We start from the raw sequence: 16,655 nt of genomic DNA, 5'->3' as shown, positions 1-16,655 counted from the left end.
CGCGACGATGCCGCTCGAGGGCAACCACCTTTGTTGCGGAACGTTTCGTTTTCAGGGGCGCACCGAAGGAGGAGTGCGATGCGCACTGCCGAACGCGTCAAGGTCATAGAATGTATCGCAACTTTCGCCGCCGTCGCTCTTGTCGCGTCGCTTGTCGCGGCGTTGCCACCCTGAATACGTCACTTTCAACGAAGGCCGGAGAATTGCCGCTGTGTCCGAATGTAAGTGACCGCGGCAGCTTCTAGGCTTCTGCATTCAGCTTCGCATCCAATCAGGGCCTCGTCGTCTTTCTCGGCGGCGCATCGAAGGCCGTCGCGGCGCAGACACGCATGCTCGTAAGCCACGCAGAGCTTCAGAAATACGGAGCTATTCATCATCCACGCGCTAGCACGCAGATCTGGGGCCGCCAAAAACAACCGGGCCATTCCTGCCTTCTGCGCATTCATGGCCGTGTTCGCTTTCGTTTGAGAGCCAATTCGTCTCAACGGGTGCGTCAAGGGAAAAGTTCCACCACGGTGACCGGCAACGGGATTGAGCAACCAAAGGAATCAAGTAGTTAAAAGGGGTCCAGCGCGGCTAAGGGGATTGGCTCGATCGGTCTTGCCGCTAGAGCTTTGAGGTCCTCGGCCAGGCCGGCAAGCTGCGCCGCAAAGTCCAGAAGTTTCGAATCCGCGCACTGTGCCGCGATTTCCGAGAGGGCAGAAGCTGGCTCTCTTCGGCCGGCACTTTTCGCTTCGCTATCGTCCATGTCCGAGTCCCATTTCCATTGATGTGGATCAATGTCGAGGCCCGTCAAGGCTGCGGCCGGTGACGAGCCTCGCGGCCGCCTACGAGGGGCGTGACGACCAGTTTCAGTTTAGGCCCAACTTTCATCGGTCACCATTAGCCAGTGTGGCTTAGCCCCGCTGACATCCCCAACGACAATCAGGAGAAACGAATGAGCGCCATCACCGCTCAGCACGTTCGCGCTGCCGCAAAGGGCAAAGTGAACGAGAGCAACCTCACGTCTGTGCTTGTGGCGCTGGACAGGTACGGCGACCGGTTCGGCATGGATCGGCCGCACCGGCTCGCCCAGTATTTCGCCCAGCTCATGCATGAAAGCGGCGACTTCCGATACGATCGAGAGATCTGGGGTCCGACGCCGGCGCAGCAGCGCTACGACACTCGCGCCGATCTCGGCAACACGCCTGAGAAGGACGGCGACGGGTATCTTTACCGCGGTCGCACCGGCATGCAGCTCTGGCAAGGACAACTATCGTCAGTTCCGCAACTGGTGCCTTGCCGCTGGCCTCGACTGCCCGGACTTCGTCAAAGATCCGGATGCAGTCAATTCCGATCCTTGGGAAGGCCTGGTTCCCTTGTTCTATTGGGACACACGCGACCTGAACCGCTGGGCCGACGAAGGGGACTGTGAGACCGTTACGAGAAAGATAAACGGCGGCAAGAATGGCTTGTCCGATCGCTTCGATCGATTGGCGCGGATCTCGCTCGTTCTTCTCGGCTACCGCGCCGACAACGTCCTTCAGTTTCAGGCCGACCAGCGCCTGCAGGTCGACGGCGACGTTGGTCCAAAAACGCGCGCTGCCATGCACACGGCGCTCGTGGCGCTCACCCCGGGCGAAGCTGCACGGCCGGAGGTCAAGGTCGCGCCGGTGACCGAGGAGAGGCCGGTTCCTGTTCCTGTCACACCGCCCAGCCTCGATGCGCCTTGGTGGAAGTCGAAAGAGGTCATCACCCCGTCTGTCATTGGCGGCGGCGCCTCGCTGCTCACCGCGATCGGCGGCATACCGTGGCAGAACCTCCTCCTGATCCTCGTCGCGTTCGGCGGCATTGCCGGCTTCCTATACTGGCGCAAGAACGCCGACCGGAAGGCCGTGGCAAAACAGGTCGAGGGGATGGCGTGATGTTCAGCCACCTCTCTTTGGCGGCTAGCGCTGCTGTCGGCGGCATCCTCGTCTTTATTGGCACGCAGACGGTCAACGCGCTCTGGATCATCCTCGGAGCGCGGGAAGAAGGCCGGAAACTCGAACGCGCCGAACTGGATTCCGCAACCAACAAAGCAATTGGAGAACTGCGTGATGAAGCTGATCGCGCTCGCTTTAACCGCCGCCTGTGCATTGAGCGCGCCGGCTGTACGTCAACGCAACAGGTCAGTGCGTCGAAAGACCGGCTCAACCAGGCGGCTAGGGCCGTCGTGGGAACTGCCTTGATCGGCGCGCAAGGCGCGACGCCGGCCGATCAGGACAAGATCGACGAGACAGTCGCGGGGCTATGCGGCGCCCGCGCCTGGACCCAGAGCGAATGTGCCCGCCACGACGCGGCGCAGCAGTAACCATCCAGCATTGCATACGAGGGGCAGGGCATTGGCTGAAACACAGGAAACCGAAAAGATGGTCGCAACACCGAAATGGAGGTTTGAATATAACCTCAACACCCTGGTGATCCTGTTCGGCTTTGCCGGCGGCCTCGTAGCGTGGGGCGCGACCTGGGAGAGGGTGAACGCCAATCAGGACTCGCAGGCGAATTCCATCGATCGCCTCGACAAGCGTCTTACAGCTGCCGAAGTGTCGCTCCGGCAGATCGACAATCACGAACTCCGGATCTCGGCGGTGGAGAAACAGGGGGGCGAAGCGGCCACCTCAATGAAGGCTGTCGAGAACACGCTGAACAGCCTTTCCTTCGATACATGTGTAATGCGAGAGATCCTTCAGAGGATCGAGGCCAGCCAACGCGACGGCGCGCAGCTCAGGCGTTGAAATGGCAGCGCCCCCGGCAAGGGAAGGCGCTGCCTGCTCAAGTCGGCTCCGGCAGTTGGAGGGCAAATTAGAAGCCGACGCGAGTTCGCGTTAACGCCACCTGTGTCACGCGACGCATGTAACAACAAGGCGCTGAAATGGTTCCAAAAAACTGGGCACCTGCTCAGAGTGCGACCCACGCAACGGCGAATAATGCAGTGACGGTAAGTAGAATTGCGATGCCAGCGACGTCGAGCGGGTCCATCCGGCTGCCTCTGTCTATCGCGCTCAACCCTGCAGGAGCGGTATGTTCCCGCCTGAAGCAGACGAGAGCCCAAGGGCGAGAAAGGCAGCGCCCCCGGCGAAACTGAAAAGGAGCGCTGCAGTTGGTTGACTTGTGCGATTGTCCGCTAAGCCAACATTCAGAGGAGAACATCCACTGATATAGGAACGCTCTTCAAACAGCGCGCTGGTTATAAAGTTCCGAAAAACTGGAACATGTCACTGGGCGTGAGATGCCCGCTCTTGTCCGTGGCCGGTGGCTCCTATCCTTCATCCATGTTTGATGGAGGAAAGCATGGCAGACAATCCAAAGAAGAAAGGCCGCGACCGCGAGCTCGTTTCAGAACAGGAGCACGAGGTCGCTTATCTCATGAGGACGGCGAAGGTGACACGGCAGAAGGCCCTTGAAGCTATCCGGGAAGCCGGGCCGAACCGAAAGAAGGTCATGGACTATCTTCAGAGCAAATGAAGCCATCAAAAAAAGTGAGTGCCCGCGCGAGGGAACGGGCGGGCACTCTGATCAGGTTGGGGGACCTGAATGCCGAAATGCTCGGCGCTAAGGTAATCCGTTCGAGTGCTTATTGCTGCGACGGGCTCAATCTATTTCAATCAACAACGGTCCGAAGTGCCCTCGACCCAAAGAGGTGTTCTACGGTGGTTCCGGGCGCAGACGGATGAGGGAGAGTAGAACGGCTCGGCGAGACAGGGTGAGGGCGGGATTCTTCCCGACATGCAGGAGATGCCATTTCGTGCAGCATTTCCCGATCGTGTACCCCGGATTGGAAGAGTGAAATCAACCTTACGGCGATATGCTCTGCATCCTCGCAGTCCCGGTTAAGCCCTCTTTCAATTACGAGCTGCGTAAAGATTTCCTTCAGAAGACTGACGTCATCAGGCAAAATTGCATCTAAATGCAGATGGTGATAAAGCATCGCGCGACCTCCGCATTGGGGCGAAAGCGCGATGATCTCTCAGCCAGCGGTGCCCGTGTCGTGTGCCGCTGATGGTCGTATGATGCGCCTCGAATGCGACCACAGCAAGACTGCTAATTGGTTCCCTTGAATGTACAGGGCGAACTGTGAGTGGCCCTATCCTTCATTCGTAAAGCGATTCAGGCAGTCTTCGCCCTTTCGAATTAATCCGGACGTCTTGCTGGACGGAGAAAGCCATTTGGCAAATATTGTATGTGCTCGCAGCGCGCTAAGGCACGAAGGTAACGAGATAGCTTTTCAGGAGCAATTTAGAGCAGACCCCGCCACGAGCCACGGGATGTTGGTGGCGGGGTTGCTTGCGCGGCGAAGGTCAATGCCGCGGCTGTGCCTCGTGGCGCGACTTCCACTCAGGCTGATGCTCAGAGCAGAACCAGTGCGGTTCCGCTCGACCGACGGCGACGCCGAAGCTGCCCCATCGGGTGCAGCCCGGATGCTCGCAGTAGTGGACATACGGCCCGGCTTCGTCGTGGGGCTTTGCGCCAAGTTCGTCACTCAATGGACGATCTCCTGTGGTCGCCTCCCCGATTTTTAAGGAGTTCGAGCATCGGTTGATTGTTCTTCTTTTGTTCTTGCATTATCTCATCCTCATGGTCGAGACCCGATGCAGTCAGGTTGCAGACCGTCATCGGCGGCGATCCGGATCACGACTGGGGGTACACCTCAGAAAAGGGGTGGGGCGAGCGGTCGTTCGCCGTACCCCGTGGAAAGGTCCTCGGCGGCTCCTCGGCCGTGAACGCTGGCGTCTGGATGCGGGCACCCGCAGTGGATTTCGTCCGCTGGGCGAAAGCTGGGTTGCCCCACTGGTCCATCAAGGACGTGCTGCCCTTTTTCCAATCGAGTGAGAGAACGGTGTCTGGCTCCGACGGATGGCACGGACGGTCTAGGACCCGAGCCGATCCATCAATTGGGCGACGACGAAATCTCGGATATGCAGCGCGCTTTCATTGCTTCGGCCGAGATGCAGTTCTGTACTGAAATGGCGCGCCGCGCCGGGTGAAGACGAGAACTATATCTACGCTATCGCCCTCCTTTAAGCACGGTTCGAATCCCGCACACTCCGGCCATTGTCACGGGCCGGTTCGTGGGTCGACATTCATCGAATGAGGGTATATACACGCACTATGTCTCGCTGCTACTGTTCCATGCTGCGCTTGGCGACCCGAAGGATAGGCTCGGTCTACGATCGGGCGCTCGCGCCGGTTGGCATTAATATCGCCCAGTTCTCCCTGCTGCGAACCATCCAGCGTCGGCAGCCCGTGAGCTTGACGGAGCTGGCCCGGAGCGTCGAGCTGGATCGCTCGACGCTCGGGCGCAATGTTCGGGTCTTGGAGCGTCTCGGCTTAGCGGCGATGGACCGCGGAAAGGATGATCACCGCGAGGCCGCCGTGAAGCTCACAGCCCGTGGAGTCGATATTCTCCAGCAGGCCGTTCCGCTCTGGGAGGACTGCCAACGCAAGATCGAGACCCAGCTCGGTCCTGTGAAGGTGACGGCATTGCAAGAGATACTTCGTTCCGTCTGATTTTTCGCCCATAAGCAGGCATATGCCCGTGTCTGGAGACATTCGTGACAGGTCGAACGCAGCAATCCTCGCAGTCATCTCCCCTGGCGGACCGTCGCCTGACAGACACCATTCCACTCCAATCGGGAGAAACCCCATGAGCACCACTGATATCATCCTCGCCCATCCGGTTCGCACCGCCATCGGGGCCTATAACGGGACGCTGAAGGGCGTGGCCGCCACCGAGCTCGGGGCGGTCGCCGTAAAGGAGACGCTCAAGCGCGCCGGCCTGTCCGGCGACGACATCGGCACCGTCGTCATGGGCAACGTCATCCAGGCCGGCAACCGGATGAACCCGGCAAGACAGGCGGCGCTCGGCGGCGGCCTGCCGGTGTCCGTGCCGGCGCTGACCGTCAACCGCGTCTGTGGCTCCGGCGCTCAGGCGATCCTGAGCGCCGCGCTGGAGATCGCCGCCGGAGCGAGCCATGCCGCCATCGCCGGCGGCATGGAGAACATGGACCGCGCGCCTTATCTCATGGATGGCGGGCGCTGGGGCTACCGCATGGGGCCCGCCCAGATCCTCGACAGCATGCTGACGGACGGGCTCAACGATGCGTTTTCCGGCGAGCACTCCGGCTGGCACACCGAAGACCTCGTCACCCAGCTCAAGATCACGCGCGAGGCGCAGGACGCCTTCGCGGCGCGTTCCCAGCAGTGTTTCGCTGCGGCACGCGATGCCGGAAAATTCTCGGAGGAGATCGTGCCGGTCGAGATCAACGGCCGCAAGGGAACCGAGATCTTCGACACCGACGAAGCGCCGCGCCCCGATACGACGGCGGAGACGCTCGCCAGGCTGAAGCCCGCCTTCCGCAAGGACGGGACGATCACCGCCGGTAACGCGCCCGGCCTGAACAGCGCCGCCGCTGCGATGATCGTCGCCGAGCGCGGCTTCGCCGAGACCAAGGGCATCGAACCGTTCGCGCGACTGGCCGGCTTCGGGGTCGCCGCCGTCGAGCCGGGTCTGTTCGGCCTTGGACCCGTTCCCGCCGTGCGCAAGGCGCTCGACCGCGCCGGCTGGACGCTCGGCGACATCGAGCGGATCGAGATCAATGAGGCCTTCGCGGCCGTGCCTCTGGCGATCATCAAGGAACTCGGGCTGCCCGAGGACATCGTCAATGTCGAAGGCGGCGCCGTCGCCCATGGCCATCCCATCGGCGCGACCGGCGCGATCCTGACCACGCGTCTCCTTTACTCCATGAAGCGTGACGGGCTGTCGAAGGGCATCGTCACGCTGTGCATCGGCGGCGGACAGGGCATCGCGCTCGCGCTCGAAGCGCTCTGATACCGCAGCGAAGGATCCTGCCATGCCCGTTTTCAACGCCCATATCCCCGCCGGCCGCTATTCCAGCGACCAGAAACGCGCCCTTGCCGACGCGCTCAACCAGTCCCTTGTCCAGGGCCTCGGAATCCCGGAGGACGACCGCTTCGTCATCCTCAGCGAGCACGGCCCCGACGAACTGTTCATCCATCCGACCTTCTTCGGCATGAAGCGCAATCCGGCCAATGCGATGATCGTCACCGTCATGGTTGGCGCTCATCGTCCCCTGGACGACAAGCGCAAGCTGGTGGCCGCCATCAACCGCCTTGTCGTCGAAGCCGTCGACATTTCGCCGGACGATATCTTCATCACGCTCATCCCGATCCCGAACGAGAACTTTTCATTCGGCCGGGGTGAGCTTCAGTTGGCGGACGCAGCACCGCGCTGGTAGGCCGCCGAGCCGATACAATTCGCCAGGGACCGGTGCTGAGCCCGCCTTTGCCCGGCGGATAAGGGAGTTAGACCGCATGACGACACCACCCTATCTCAATCGCCAGGTGCTCCTGGCTTCTAGGCCGGAGGGCGCGCCCACGCTTGAGAACTTCCGCTTCGAGGACCGGCCAGCGTCTGATCCGGCCGAAGGCGAAGTGCTGCTGAAGACCCTCTATCTCTCGCTCGACCCCTATATGCGCGGCCGAATGAGCGCCGCAAAGTCCTATGCCAAACCGGTCGAAGTCGGGGACGTGATGGAGGGCGGCACGGTCGCGCAGGTTCTTCTGTCCCGCCATCCTGGCTTTGCGGCCGGGGATATCGTCCTCTCCTATTCCGGCTGGCAGAGCTTCTCGGTCTCCGACGGCAGCGGCCTGCGGAAGCTCAACCCCACACAAGCGCCCATTACCACCGCGCTGGGCGTTCTCGGCATGCCCGGATTCACCGCCTATTCCGGCCTGCTCACGATCGGGCAGCCCAAGCCCGGCGAGACCGTCGTCGTCGCGGCGGCCAGCGGCCCGGTCGGCTCGCTGGTCGGGCAGATCGCGCGGATCAAGGGCGCGCGGGCCGTGGGCATCGCCGGCGGGGAGGACAAATGCGCCTTCGTGCGCGACGAGCTCGGCTTCGACGCCGTGGTCGATCATCGCTCTGCGGACTTCGCCACGGAACTCGCTTCCGCCTGTCCCGACGGCATCGATGTCTATTTCGAGAATGTCGGCGGAAAGGTCTCGGATGGGGTCTTTCCGCTCCTAAACGACTTCGCCCGCATTCCGGTCTGCGGCCTCATCGCTCAGTACAACCATGCCGGAGAGAGCTTTCCCGGCCCCGACCGCCTGCCCGGGCTGATGCGCGCGATCCTGAGCAAGAGCCTCCTTCTGCGGGGCTTCATCCAGCGCGAGTTCGTCTACCAGTATCCGGATTTCCTGTGCGACGTCTCCGCCTGGATCGCATCGGGTGAGGTTCGCTATCGGGAAGACGTTGTCGACGGACTCGACAACGCCCCGTCAGCCTTCATCGGCCTGCTCGACGGCCAAAACTTCGGGAAGCTCATCGTCCGGGTTGGTGACGCCGAATGACGGCCGCCAAAGCCGCATTGCGGTCTGCCCTCGGGTGAAGAAGGAAAGCGAGATGATATCCAGTTCGGAACCAGGGGACGCGGCAATTCGCGGAAGCATCCTGATTGCCGGTGTCGGGTCCGTCCAAGGCCTTGGGGCGGCCATCGCGCGCCGGTTTGGCAGGGAGGGCTATCCTGTCGTGCTCGCCGGACGCAATGCCGAGAAGCTGGAAGCGACCCGGTCCCGGTTGGACGCCGATGGCATCACCGTCCGCGCGACATCAGGCGATGTGGCGAACCAGGAAGATGTGAAGCGCTTCGTCGCCGCCGCCGAGGAGCAGGCGCCGCTCGCGGTCGCCGTCCACAACGCCGGCAGCAATCGCCCCGCGCCGTTCCTCGAGTTGGCGCAAGAGGAATTCGAGGCGCATTGGCGCGAACATGCGCTGGGAGCATACCATCTGGCGCGCGCAGCCTTGCCCGCGCTCCTCGCCCGCCAGAACCGCGATCAACCCTTCAGCCATGGGCCGAGCCTCATCTTCACGGGTGCGAGCGGCAGCCTCCGGGGCAAGGCGAATTACGCGCCGTTCAGCGCCGCGAAGGGCGCGCTTCGCAACCTCTCCCAGTCCCTGGCGCGCGAATTTGGCCCTTGGGGGGTGCATGTCGCGCATGTGGTGATCGACGGGGGAATCGCCGGCGAGCGCCTGCTGTCGAAGCGCCCGGAATTGCAGGACAGCCGTGGCCCGGATGGTCTTCTGAACATCGACGCGATCGCCGACGCCTACTGGACCCTGCACCATCAGCATCGCAGCGCCTGGACGCAGGAGCTGGATTTGCGGCCGTGGTCGGAGAGCTTCTGATCCCTCACCCATGGGCTGGATGGCTTACGTGATCAGATATGGAAGCTGACGACGACATTGACGGCCAGAGTCGAAGAACATTGTAACCGCGCACTGTTCGACCAGCCAGGACTCGGCGACACCGCAGTGAACATGCGGCTGGTTACTCAGCAGGTCGCATCCGAAGCACGACAAGGTTGCCGACTGAAATCTGCACTGGATCGTTATTCTGGTTCAGCGTTTTGGTCCGGACCTTGATCATGCCCTGATCCGGTTTCGACTTCGACGGTCGAACTTCGAGGATTTCGGCTTCGATCCGCAGTTCATCATCTGGCCGGACAGCGCGCGGCCACCGCAGTTCGTCAAATCCGGCGCCGATAATCCCGCCGGCAGGCTTCAATTCGCTCTCCACCAGCAAGCGCATGGTTATTGCGGCAGTGTGCCAGCCGCTGGCCGCCAGTCCGCGGAAAAAACTGCTCTGCGCCGCTTTGCTGTCGAGATGGAACGGCTGGGGGTCGAACGCGCCGGCGAACTGCTTGATCTCACTCTCCTCGATCCGCACTGGTCCGGCCGTGAAGGTCTGACCCACTGCAAAGTCCTCCAGATAGCGCAGGGACATCGCCGCTTTCCTCTTCCGTTTACGTCGTCATGGGGTCGATCAGGAGATTGGTGACGTCGGCTCCGGCCCGCAGCAGCCAGCGGCCCGGCGCCCTGGGATGTGAAATAGAGGGCAAAACCCATGGCGAAGAAGCCGTAAACGGCCGGTCCGGCCGAGCGTCATATCGTTCATCATGTGTATCCCTGTCGGATCGAGCCTCACCTGTCAGGCGGCCAGGAAGACCTTTGCCTTCGTCAGGAAGGCATCGTTGTACTGGAAGATGCCGCCATGCCCGGCGTCGGGGTAAAGGACGAGCTCGGCTCCGGGGATGCGGCGCGCCAGGTCCGACGAGTTCTCGCTCGGCACCATGATGTCATGATCGCCGTTCGCCACGAGGACGGGCTTGAGGATGGTGTCCAGCGGCTGCGACGCCTGTTGGCCCCCAGGCCTTGATCGCCTTCAACTGGCGCAGGAAGGCTGTTAGCGAAACCGCCTTGTCACGATCCCTCGTCCGCTCCTTCAATCGAGCAAGGAATTCGGAGGCGGCATGTCTGCCTGCCGCGCTTGATGTGAAGAAGAGATAGAATTTGGGATCGCGGAAGGTGAGCAGGCCTTTGATGATGAGCGGCCACGATACGGCGCCGACCCGTTCGATCCCGGTCCCACCTGCCGGACCCGTGCCGGCAAGGATGGCACGACGGACGAGATCGGGCGCGTCGAACAGGATCTGCTGCGCGACGAAGCCGCCAAGCGAAAAGCCAATCAGGTCGACCGATGTCAGTCCCAGCGCGCGGATCGTTGCGATCGTGTCGTTCGCCATCTCGGCCACGCTGAGCGGCGCCGTGCCGCCGGATGTGCCGATGCCGCGATAGTCGAGTGCATAGACAGGCCGATCGGCCGCCAGACCCTCGACGATGGGGAAATCGAAATTTTCGAGGTTCGCGCCCCAGTGGTTGAGCAACACCACCGGCACCCCGCCGTCAGGCCCGAGACGACGATAGGCGAAGCGCGTGCCGGCAGCCTCAACGTGACGGGTGGGCGCCGTCTTCCAGTCTGCACTGCGGATATGGGTGGCCATGGTGGAATCCTTGTTTCGGGAAATCGCGTCACTTCAGCGTGACGACGACCTTCCCCTTGGCGCGACCGGTATCGATGGTGGCGAAGGCTTCGTTCAATTGCTCGAAGGGGAAGACGCCATCGACCACCGGACGGATCGTGCCATCCTCGATCAGCTTCGCGATCCGGCCCAGTTGCCCGCCGTCGGCGTGCATGAACAGGAACGAATAGTCGACACCTGCCCGCTTAGCCTTGCGCCGGATACCAGCGCTCATCATGCGCAGCACGAGCCGAATCGCCACATTCAAGCCCCGGGCGCGTGCGAAGGCAGGGTCTGGCGGGCCGGAGATGGAGATCAGCTTGCCGCCGGGCTTCAGGACCCTCAGCGATTTCTCCAGCGTCGCGGCGTCGAGGCTGTTGAGGACGACGTCGTAGCCCGAGAGCTCTTCCTCGAACTTCTGGCTGCGATAGTTGATGACGATGTCCGCCCCCAGCTCCCTCACCAAAGCGGCGTTGGCGGCACTTGCCGTCGTCGCGACGGTCGCGCCGAGATGTTTGGCGAGCTGGATGGCGGAGGTGCCGACACCGCCCGATCCCGCATGGATCAGCACTTTCTGTCCCGGCTTGATCTGCGCGCGCTCGACCAGCACCTGCCAGGCGGTCAGCCCGACCAGCGGGATCGACGCCGCTTCCGCCATCGTCAGATTGGCGGGTTTGAGCGCGAGATCGGCTTCCTTGACGGCGATGCGTTCGGCGAAGGTGCCGATCTGTCCATCACGGGGACGGGCATAGACCGCGTCACCGGCTTTGAATCGCCGCACCTTCGCGCCGACCTGGACGACCGTCCCGGCCAGATCATGGCCGAGCACGAGCGGCGGCTTGTAGGGCAGAATCGGCTTGAACGCGCCGTCCCGGATCTTGGAGTCGAGCTGGTTGAGGCCCGCCGCCTCGACCGCAACCAGCACGTCGTCGGGACCGGGCACGGGCTCGGGCATGTCGCCGAGACGCAGCGCCTGTTTCTTGCCGTAGCGGTCGAGGATGAAGGCCTTCATGCTGTCTCTCCCATCGGTTCGAGAACCCTGACGGAATTCTCAGGCATTGACGTCGACGACAGTGCGTCCCTGGATCTTGCCTTCAAGGACGCGCCTCGCGATATCGGGCACGTCGGCGAGGCCGACCACCGTCGTCGTGCGGGCGAGCTTGTCGAGATCGAGGTCACGGGCCAGACGCGACCAGGCCTCGATGCGGACCTCCCGCGGCGCGTTGACGGAATCGATGCCGGCAAGCGTGACATTGCGCAGGATGAACGGCAGGACGGTCGCGGGAAGATCGAGGCCCTGGGCCAGACCGCACGCCGTCACGACGCCGCGATACCGGGTCTGGGCCAGCACATTCGCCAGCGTATGACTACCCACGGAGTCCACCGCACCGGCCCAACGTTCGCTCGCGACGGGCTTTCCTGGCTCCGAAAGCGTGCGGCGATCGATGACTTCGGCCGCGCCGAGCTCGCGCAGATAGTCAGCTTCTTCGAGACGGCCGGTCGAGGCGACCACGCGGTAGCCGAGATCAGAGAGCAGCGCGATCGCGATCGATCCGACCCCGCCGTTGGCGCCCGTGACGATGATATCGCCGCGATCGGGTGTGATGCCGCCATGTTCCAGGGCCAGCACGCACAGCATGGCTGTGTAACCGGCCGTGCCGATCGCCATGGCGTCCTTCGTTGAAAAGGGTTCTGGGATCTTGACCAGCCAGTCGCCGCTCAGCCGCGCCTTCTGAGCATAGCCGCCGTGGTGGGTCTGGCTGAGGCCCCAACTGTTCGCGACGACCTTGTCGCCCACCGCGATGCCGGGATAGGACGAGGCTTCCACCGTACCGGCAAGATCGATGCCCGGGACCAGCGGAAACTGCTTGATGACGTCGATCCGGCCGCTCAGCGCGCCCGCGTCCTTGTAGTTCACGGTCGAATAGTCGACCCTGACCGTGACATCGCCCGGCATCAGATCGGCGTCGTCGAAGTCGGTCACCTTCGTCGAGAGCGCTTCGTTCTCTCGCGTGGCCAGAAGTGCTTTGAAAGTCATTGCGCTATTCCTTTTGGGGTCGTTGATCACCGCGCGCATGCGATGACGGCGTCGATTGGGTTGCGTCGAAGGGGGATCGAAGCGTTGCGCCGGGCCGAAGCCCGACACCGCACCTGTCTCCGACCCAGCGTCACGCCTTGTCCAGGAACAGGCCGGTGTGTGCCACGAACAACTCGGGATACTGGAATTGCGATCCGTGCCCGGAATCGGGATAGACGATCAGCTGCGCATTCGGGATGTGCTGCTGCAGGTGGAAGGAATTGATCGTCGGCACCATGATGTCGTCATGGCCGTTGACTACCAGCGTCGGCTGACCGATCTCTTTCAGATAGGCGAAGCGCTCGCCACGTGGCTGGGTCCATTCTACGATCGCTGCCATCTGTGCCTGCATGGCCTCGGGCGAGGACGGCGGATCCTGGTCGTGACGTGCGTGCCGGCGTTCCCAGAAGGCGCGGCCCGCTGCCTGACTCGCCTCGGATGGCGAGAAGAACAGGAACAGGAAGTCATCGACGGTCGGAACGGGGTTGCCAGCGACCTGGAAGATGCGCGGATCGGGATTCTGGTCGCCGTTGCGCGGTCCTGTGCCGGTCAGAACGAGGCGACGGACCAGTTCAGGACAGCGATGGGCGAAGCTCTGCGCGACGAAGCCGCCGATCGAAAAGCCGAGCACGTCGACGATGGTGAGGCCAAGCGCTTTCACGAAGATCGCGACGTGATCTGCCATGCCGTCGATCGTCGTCGCGCTCTCGCCGGTTGAACTGGCGACGCCCGCATAGTTGAACAGGATCGCCGGCCGGCCGGCGGCAAGACCGTCGGTGACCAGCGGGTCCCAATTGTCCATCCCGCCCCGGAAATGCTGGAGAAACACAAGCGGCGTGCCGCTTTCGGCGCCGAAGCGGCGATAGGCGTAGCGGATGCCGTTCGCCTCGACGAACTGAGTAGGTGCGGTGAGATGGTTGTTGCTCGACATTGCAAAGATCCTTCCTTCAATGGGTTCGACGGCCACCTGTTCAGGCGGCGGTCGCCTCGGCCGAGATGGAGGGATAATCGGTGTAGCCCTCCGCGCCGCCGCCATAGATCGTGGCGGGGTTCATCTGGGCGAGCGGGGCACCGCTTTTCAGCCGTTCGACCAGATCGGGATTGGCGATGAAGTGGTGGCCAAAGGCGAAGAGGTCGGCCTTCCCCTCGCTGAGACGCGACTTGGCCAGCTCAAGATCGTAGCCATTGTTGGCGATGTAGGTGTTGCGGAACCGCTGCCTCAGCGCATCGAAATCGAAAGGCCTCGCATCGCGCGGCCCGCCTGTCGCGCCCTCGACCACGTGGATATAGGCGATGCCGAGACCGTCAAGCGCTTCGACGACGTGGTTGAATTGCGGCTGCTCGTCACTCGCCGGTACGATGCCGCTGGCCGGCGACACCGGCGAAATGCGGATACCCGTGCGCTGCGCGCCGATCTCGTTCGCCACCGCGGCCGTCACTTCGACCAGCAGCCGGGCCCGGTTTTCGATCGAACCGCCATAGGCGTCGGTACGCACATTGGCGGTTTCGCGCAGGAACTGGTCGAGCAGATAGCCGTTCGCGCCATGCACCTCGACCCCGTCGAAACCGGCATCAATCGCATTGGCGGCGGCGCGGCGGAAGTCCTCGACGATGCCAGGGATTTCCGTCAGTTCCAGCGCACGCGGCTCGGACACATCGGCGAAACCATTGTTCACGAACGTCTTGGTCTCGGCGCGGATCGCCGAGGGGGCGACCGGAGCCTCCCCGCCGTGAAGATCGACATGGCTCACGCGGCCCACATGCCAGAGCTGGACGAAGATGCGAGCGCCCTTGGCATGAACCACGTCGGTCACCTTGCGCCAGCCTGCGACCTGCTCGGGCGTATAGAGGCCGGGCGTATTCTGGTAGCCCTGGGCCTGCTTCGAAACCTGCGTCGCCTCGGTGATGATGAGCCCGGCGCTCGCGCGCTGCGCATAATAGTTTGCTGCAAACTCGCTCGGCACGAGGCCGGCGCCGGCGCGGTTGCGCGTCAGCGGCGCCATGACGATGCGGTTTTTAAGCGTGAGGCCGCCGAGGTCGTAGGCGCTGAACAGATCTGTATCGGTCATTGTCGCTGTCTTTCGTTTTGATGATCTAAATTCGCTCGGTTCGAGCGGCCCTCAGGCGCCGACCAGATAGCGTTCGGCTGGCCGGGACTGTCCGAAGCCTGAGATCATGGATTGCCGGGCTGCCTCGAAGGCCTCCCATTGTCCGAGGTCGTGCAGCGGCGGGATGGTGACGGCTTCGCGGCGATCGAAGCCAGCCAGCGCCGCGTCCACCAGATCGTCCACTTCCATCACGGCCGGCAGCGTGTCGACGTCGACCCCGGCGTGGCCCCAGATTTCGGTGCGGGTCGCCGCTGGAAGCACAGCCTGGACATAGACGCCCTGGGGTCCGAGCTGGAGGCTGAGCGCCTGGGAGAGATGCAGGACGAAGGCCTTGGTCGCACCATAGACCGGCATGCCGTATTCCGGCGCCAGGCCGACCGCTGAACCGATGTTTACGATCGCGCCTTCGCCCGCTGACGCAAGGCGCGGCGCTATGGCATGGGCAAGCCGCACCAAAGCGGTCGTGTTGAGCGCCACAAGCCGGTCGATGTCCTCCACGGCGTGCTCGATGAAGGTTCCCGCAAGGCTCGTTCCGGCATTGTTGATGAGGATTCCGATCCGCGCATCCTCGCCCAGCCGCGCCTCGACCGTTGCACGCTCCTGCGGATTCACGAGGTCCGCCGCCATGATGTCGATCGCGACGCTTGTCTCGCTTCGCAGCCGTTCCGCCACCGTCTCCATTCGCGCTGTGTTTCGGGCAACGAGCACGAGGTCATGGCCGCGCCGTGCGAAGCGCTCGGCATAGGTCGCGCCGATGCCGGTGGAGGCGCCGGTAATGAGGACGGATGGTTTGGCGGTCATGGCATTGCCCTTTCACGGCATCGAAACTATATTCATGATGATAGTCATCAATGTGCCAAATATGATAACCATCATCAAAATGTCAATGCCGCGCGGGAGATCAACGGAAATGAAAGTGAGCCAGGACCAGAAGGCGCAGAACCGCAGCCGCATCCTGACCGAGGCGGGACGCCTGTTCCGCGAGAAGGGCTTCGATGCCGTGAGCGTCGCCGAAGTGATGAAGGCGGCCGGGATGACCCATGGCGGCTTCTACGGACATTTTCAGTCGAAGGACGATCTGGTCGCCCAGACCATCGCTCATGCCGTCGGCAGCCAGTCAGTGATCGACGATCTCAGCGCCTGGATCGACACCTATCTCTCGGAACCCCATCGCGAGCATCCGGATCTGGGCTGCCCCATGGCCGCCCTCGCGGGGTTCATGCGGCAACAGGCCCCCGAGGCCCGCGCATCCATGGCGCAGGTCCTCGCCTCACAGATCGGCACCCTCACAGAGATCATGCCGGGTGAGGATCCCGCCACGCGCCGCAGAGCGGCGATCGGCAGTTGGTCGGCGATGGTCGGCGCGCTCATCCTCGCCCGGTCGATCGACAACCCCGCGCTGTCGGCCGAACTCCTATCCGAGACACGGGCATGGATCGACGACAGAAAGGCACCCGACAAGCCGATCCCGGCGCAGAAGGGCCGCGCGGCATGAATATGCGGGCGTTCAACGTTAGCGTGGAATCGGCAAGAATATCGGGTTGCCGACGGTAAGTCGTTCGCCAAAAAAG

The 16,655-nt window shown here is 62.9% G+C and carries 18 protein-coding genes and 3 pseudogenes; 11 read left to right on the top strand and 10 right to left on the bottom strand.

Annotation, left to right across the window (positions count from 1 at the left end; all coding sequences use genetic code 11):
* Positions 1-185: 185 nt before the first annotated feature.
* Both PZL22_RS02220 and PZL22_RS02215 read right to left on the bottom strand, forming a co-directional pair.
* Positions 186-446, bottom strand: coding sequence for a hypothetical protein (locus tag PZL22_RS02220; protein WP_033049222.1), 261 nt, complete (start codon positions 444-446; stop codon positions 186-188).
* Positions 447-556: 110 nt separating this feature from the next.
* Positions 557-748, bottom strand: a complete 192-nt coding sequence (locus tag PZL22_RS02215) for a hypothetical protein (protein ID WP_003535383.1) — start codon at positions 746-748, stop codon at positions 557-559.
* A gap of 189 nt (positions 749-937) precedes the next feature.
* Between PZL22_RS02215 and PZL22_RS31345 the strand changes: the two are divergent.
* The 4 genes and pseudogenes from PZL22_RS31345 to PZL22_RS02190 all read left to right on the top strand — a co-directional run bounded on the left by PZL22_RS31345 (position 938) and on the right by PZL22_RS02190 (position 3,486).
* A pseudogene (locus PZL22_RS31345) lies at positions 938-1,904 on the top strand (peptidoglycan-binding protein).
* A 174-nt stretch (positions 1,905-2,078) separates the two neighbouring features.
* A pseudogene (locus tag PZL22_RS02200) lies at positions 2,079-2,332 on the top strand (hypothetical protein).
* Positions 2,333-2,390: 58 nt separating this feature from the next.
* Positions 2,391-2,756 (top strand): hypothetical protein, encoded by a 366-nt coding sequence (locus PZL22_RS02195; protein WP_003535388.1) that lies wholly within the window; start codon positions 2,391-2,393, stop codon positions 2,754-2,756.
* Positions 2,757-3,312: 556 nt separating this feature from the next.
* A complete protein-coding gene (locus tag PZL22_RS02190; RefSeq protein WP_003535390.1) occupies positions 3,313-3,486 on the top strand; it encodes a DUF3606 domain-containing protein in 174 nt (57 codons plus the stop codon).
* A gap of 833 nt (positions 3,487-4,319) precedes the next feature.
* Here the strand turns inward: PZL22_RS02190 and PZL22_RS02185 are convergent.
* Positions 4,320-4,505 carry an EsV-1-7 cysteine-rich motif-containing protein gene (locus PZL22_RS02185; RefSeq protein WP_003535394.1) on the bottom strand — a complete coding sequence of 62 codons (186 nt, stop codon included), beginning with the start codon at positions 4,503-4,505 and terminating at the stop codon, positions 4,320-4,322.
* 233 nt (positions 4,506-4,738) lie between these two features.
* On the opposite strand from PZL22_RS02185, the gene PZL22_RS02180 reads away from it, so the two are divergent.
* The 6 genes from PZL22_RS02180 to PZL22_RS02155 all read left to right on the top strand — a co-directional run bounded on the left by PZL22_RS02180 (position 4,739) and on the right by PZL22_RS02155 (position 9,226).
* Positions 4,739-4,984, top strand: a complete 246-nt coding sequence (locus PZL22_RS02180) for a GMC family oxidoreductase N-terminal domain-containing protein (RefSeq protein ID WP_324280297.1) — start codon at positions 4,739-4,741, stop codon at positions 4,982-4,984.
* A 167-nt stretch (positions 4,985-5,151) separates the two neighbouring features.
* On the top strand, positions 5,152-5,529 hold the full coding sequence (locus tag PZL22_RS02175; protein WP_411974187.1) for a MarR family winged helix-turn-helix transcriptional regulator: 378 nt from the start codon (positions 5,152-5,154) through the stop codon (positions 5,527-5,529).
* A 136-nt stretch (positions 5,530-5,665) separates the two neighbouring features.
* Complete coding sequence (locus tag PZL22_RS02170; protein WP_127515713.1) at positions 5,666-6,850, top strand: acetyl-CoA C-acyltransferase; 1,185 nt, start codon at positions 5,666-5,668, stop codon at positions 6,848-6,850.
* Positions 6,851-6,872: 22 nt separating this feature from the next.
* Positions 6,873-7,277: a tautomerase family protein gene (locus tag PZL22_RS02165; RefSeq protein ID WP_003535409.1), complete on the top strand. Its 405-nt coding sequence runs from the start codon at positions 6,873-6,875 to the stop codon at positions 7,275-7,277.
* A gap of 76 nt (positions 7,278-7,353) precedes the next feature.
* Complete coding sequence (locus PZL22_RS02160) at positions 7,354-8,391, top strand: NADPH-dependent curcumin/dihydrocurcumin reductase (protein ID WP_284718436.1); 1,038 nt, start codon at positions 7,354-7,356, stop codon at positions 8,389-8,391.
* 52 nt (positions 8,392-8,443) lie between these two features.
* Positions 8,444-9,226 (top strand): SDR family NAD(P)-dependent oxidoreductase, encoded by a 783-nt coding sequence (locus PZL22_RS02155; RefSeq protein ID WP_003535414.1) that lies wholly within the window; start codon positions 8,444-8,446, stop codon positions 9,224-9,226.
* A gap of 142 nt (positions 9,227-9,368) precedes the next feature.
* Here the strand turns inward: PZL22_RS02155 and PZL22_RS02150 are convergent, their stop codons facing one another.
* From PZL22_RS02150 to PZL22_RS02120, 7 genes and pseudogenes are all read right to left on the bottom strand, one after another.
* Positions 9,369-9,824, bottom strand: coding sequence for a MaoC family dehydratase (locus PZL22_RS02150; protein WP_003535416.1), 456 nt, complete (start codon positions 9,822-9,824; stop codon positions 9,369-9,371).
* 204 nt (positions 9,825-10,028) lie between these two features.
* Positions 10,029-10,881: pseudogene (locus tag PZL22_RS02145) on the bottom strand (alpha/beta fold hydrolase).
* Positions 10,882-10,909: 28 nt separating this feature from the next.
* Positions 10,910-11,911 carry an NADP-dependent oxidoreductase gene (locus PZL22_RS02140; RefSeq protein WP_003535419.1) on the bottom strand — a complete coding sequence of 334 codons (1,002 nt, stop codon included), beginning with the start codon at positions 11,909-11,911 and terminating at the stop codon, positions 10,910-10,912.
* Positions 11,912-11,950: 39 nt separating this feature from the next.
* On the bottom strand, positions 11,951-12,937 hold the full coding sequence (gene acuI, locus PZL22_RS02135) for an acrylyl-CoA reductase (NADPH) (RefSeq protein ID WP_003535421.1): 987 nt from the start codon (positions 12,935-12,937) through the stop codon (positions 11,951-11,953).
* A 130-nt stretch (positions 12,938-13,067) separates the two neighbouring features.
* Positions 13,068-13,907, bottom strand: coding sequence for an alpha/beta fold hydrolase (locus PZL22_RS02130; protein ID WP_127515712.1), 840 nt, complete (start codon positions 13,905-13,907; stop codon positions 13,068-13,070).
* 40 nt (positions 13,908-13,947) lie between these two features.
* The gene (locus tag PZL22_RS02125) at positions 13,948-15,045 is read right to left on the bottom strand and encodes an alkene reductase (RefSeq protein ID WP_127515711.1); all 1,098 of its coding nucleotides are present in this window, start codon (positions 15,043-15,045) and stop codon (positions 13,948-13,950) included.
* Between the two features lie 51 nt (positions 15,046-15,096).
* Positions 15,097-15,885: an SDR family NAD(P)-dependent oxidoreductase gene (locus tag PZL22_RS02120; protein WP_003535571.1), complete on the bottom strand. Its 789-nt coding sequence runs from the start codon at positions 15,883-15,885 to the stop codon at positions 15,097-15,099.
* A gap of 109 nt (positions 15,886-15,994) precedes the next feature.
* Between PZL22_RS02120 and PZL22_RS02115 the strand changes: the two genes are divergently transcribed.
* Positions 15,995-16,579, top strand: a complete 585-nt coding sequence (locus PZL22_RS02115) for a TetR/AcrR family transcriptional regulator (RefSeq protein ID WP_050543938.1) — start codon at positions 15,995-15,997, stop codon at positions 16,577-16,579.
* Positions 16,580-16,655 lie beyond the last annotated feature (76 nt).

Source organism: Ensifer meliloti (assembly GCF_030064585.1).
Classification (GTDB): domain Bacteria; phylum Pseudomonadota; class Alphaproteobacteria; order Rhizobiales; family Rhizobiaceae; genus Sinorhizobium; species Sinorhizobium meliloti.
This window is presented reverse-complemented; position numbering and strand designations above follow the sequence as displayed.

Bases quoted from the DNA above. Each gene is read 5' to 3' on its own strand.
- PZL22_RS02175 (WP_411974187.1), top strand. From the start codon at position 5,152: ATGCTGCGCTTGGCGACCCGAAGGATAGGCTCGGTCTACGATCGGGCG.
- acuI (WP_003535421.1), bottom strand. From the start codon at position 12,937: ATGACTTTCAAAGCACTTCTGGCCACGCGAGAGAACGAAGCGCTCTCG.
- PZL22_RS02165 (WP_003535409.1), top strand. From the start codon at position 6,873: ATGCCCGTTTTCAACGCCCATATCCCCGCCGGCCGCTATTCCAGCGAC.
- PZL22_RS02160 (WP_284718436.1), top strand. From the start codon at position 7,354: ATGACGACACCACCCTATCTCAATCGCCAGGTGCTCCTGGCTTCTAGG.
- PZL22_RS02125 (WP_127515711.1), bottom strand. From the start codon at position 15,045: ATGACCGATACAGATCTGTTCAGCGCCTACGACCTCGGCGGCCTCACG.
- PZL22_RS02215 (WP_003535383.1), bottom strand. From the start codon at position 748: ATGGACGATAGCGAAGCGAAAAGTGCCGGCCGAAGAGAGCCAGCTTCT.
- PZL22_RS02170 (WP_127515713.1), top strand. From the start codon at position 5,666: ATGAGCACCACTGATATCATCCTCGCCCATCCGGTTCGCACCGCCATC.
- PZL22_RS02140 (WP_003535419.1), bottom strand. From the start codon at position 11,911: ATGAAGGCCTTCATCCTCGACCGCTACGGCAAGAAACAGGCGCTGCGT.
- PZL22_RS02190 (WP_003535390.1), top strand. From the start codon at position 3,313: ATGGCAGACAATCCAAAGAAGAAAGGCCGCGACCGCGAGCTCGTTTCA.
- PZL22_RS02155 (WP_003535414.1), top strand. From the start codon at position 8,444: ATGATATCCAGTTCGGAACCAGGGGACGCGGCAATTCGCGGAAGCATC.
- PZL22_RS02195 (WP_003535388.1), top strand. From the start codon at position 2,391: ATGGTCGCAACACCGAAATGGAGGTTTGAATATAACCTCAACACCCTG.
- PZL22_RS02150 (WP_003535416.1), bottom strand. From the start codon at position 9,824: ATGTCCCTGCGCTATCTGGAGGACTTTGCAGTGGGTCAGACCTTCACG.
- PZL22_RS02115 (WP_050543938.1), top strand. From the start codon at position 15,995: ATGAAAGTGAGCCAGGACCAGAAGGCGCAGAACCGCAGCCGCATCCTG.
- PZL22_RS02120 (WP_003535571.1), bottom strand. From the start codon at position 15,885: ATGACCGCCAAACCATCCGTCCTCATTACCGGCGCCTCCACCGGCATC.
- PZL22_RS02220 (WP_033049222.1), bottom strand. From the start codon at position 446: ATGAATGCGCAGAAGGCAGGAATGGCCCGGTTGTTTTTGGCGGCCCCA.
- PZL22_RS02130 (WP_127515712.1), bottom strand. From the start codon at position 13,907: ATGTCGAGCAACAACCATCTCACCGCACCTACTCAGTTCGTCGAGGCG.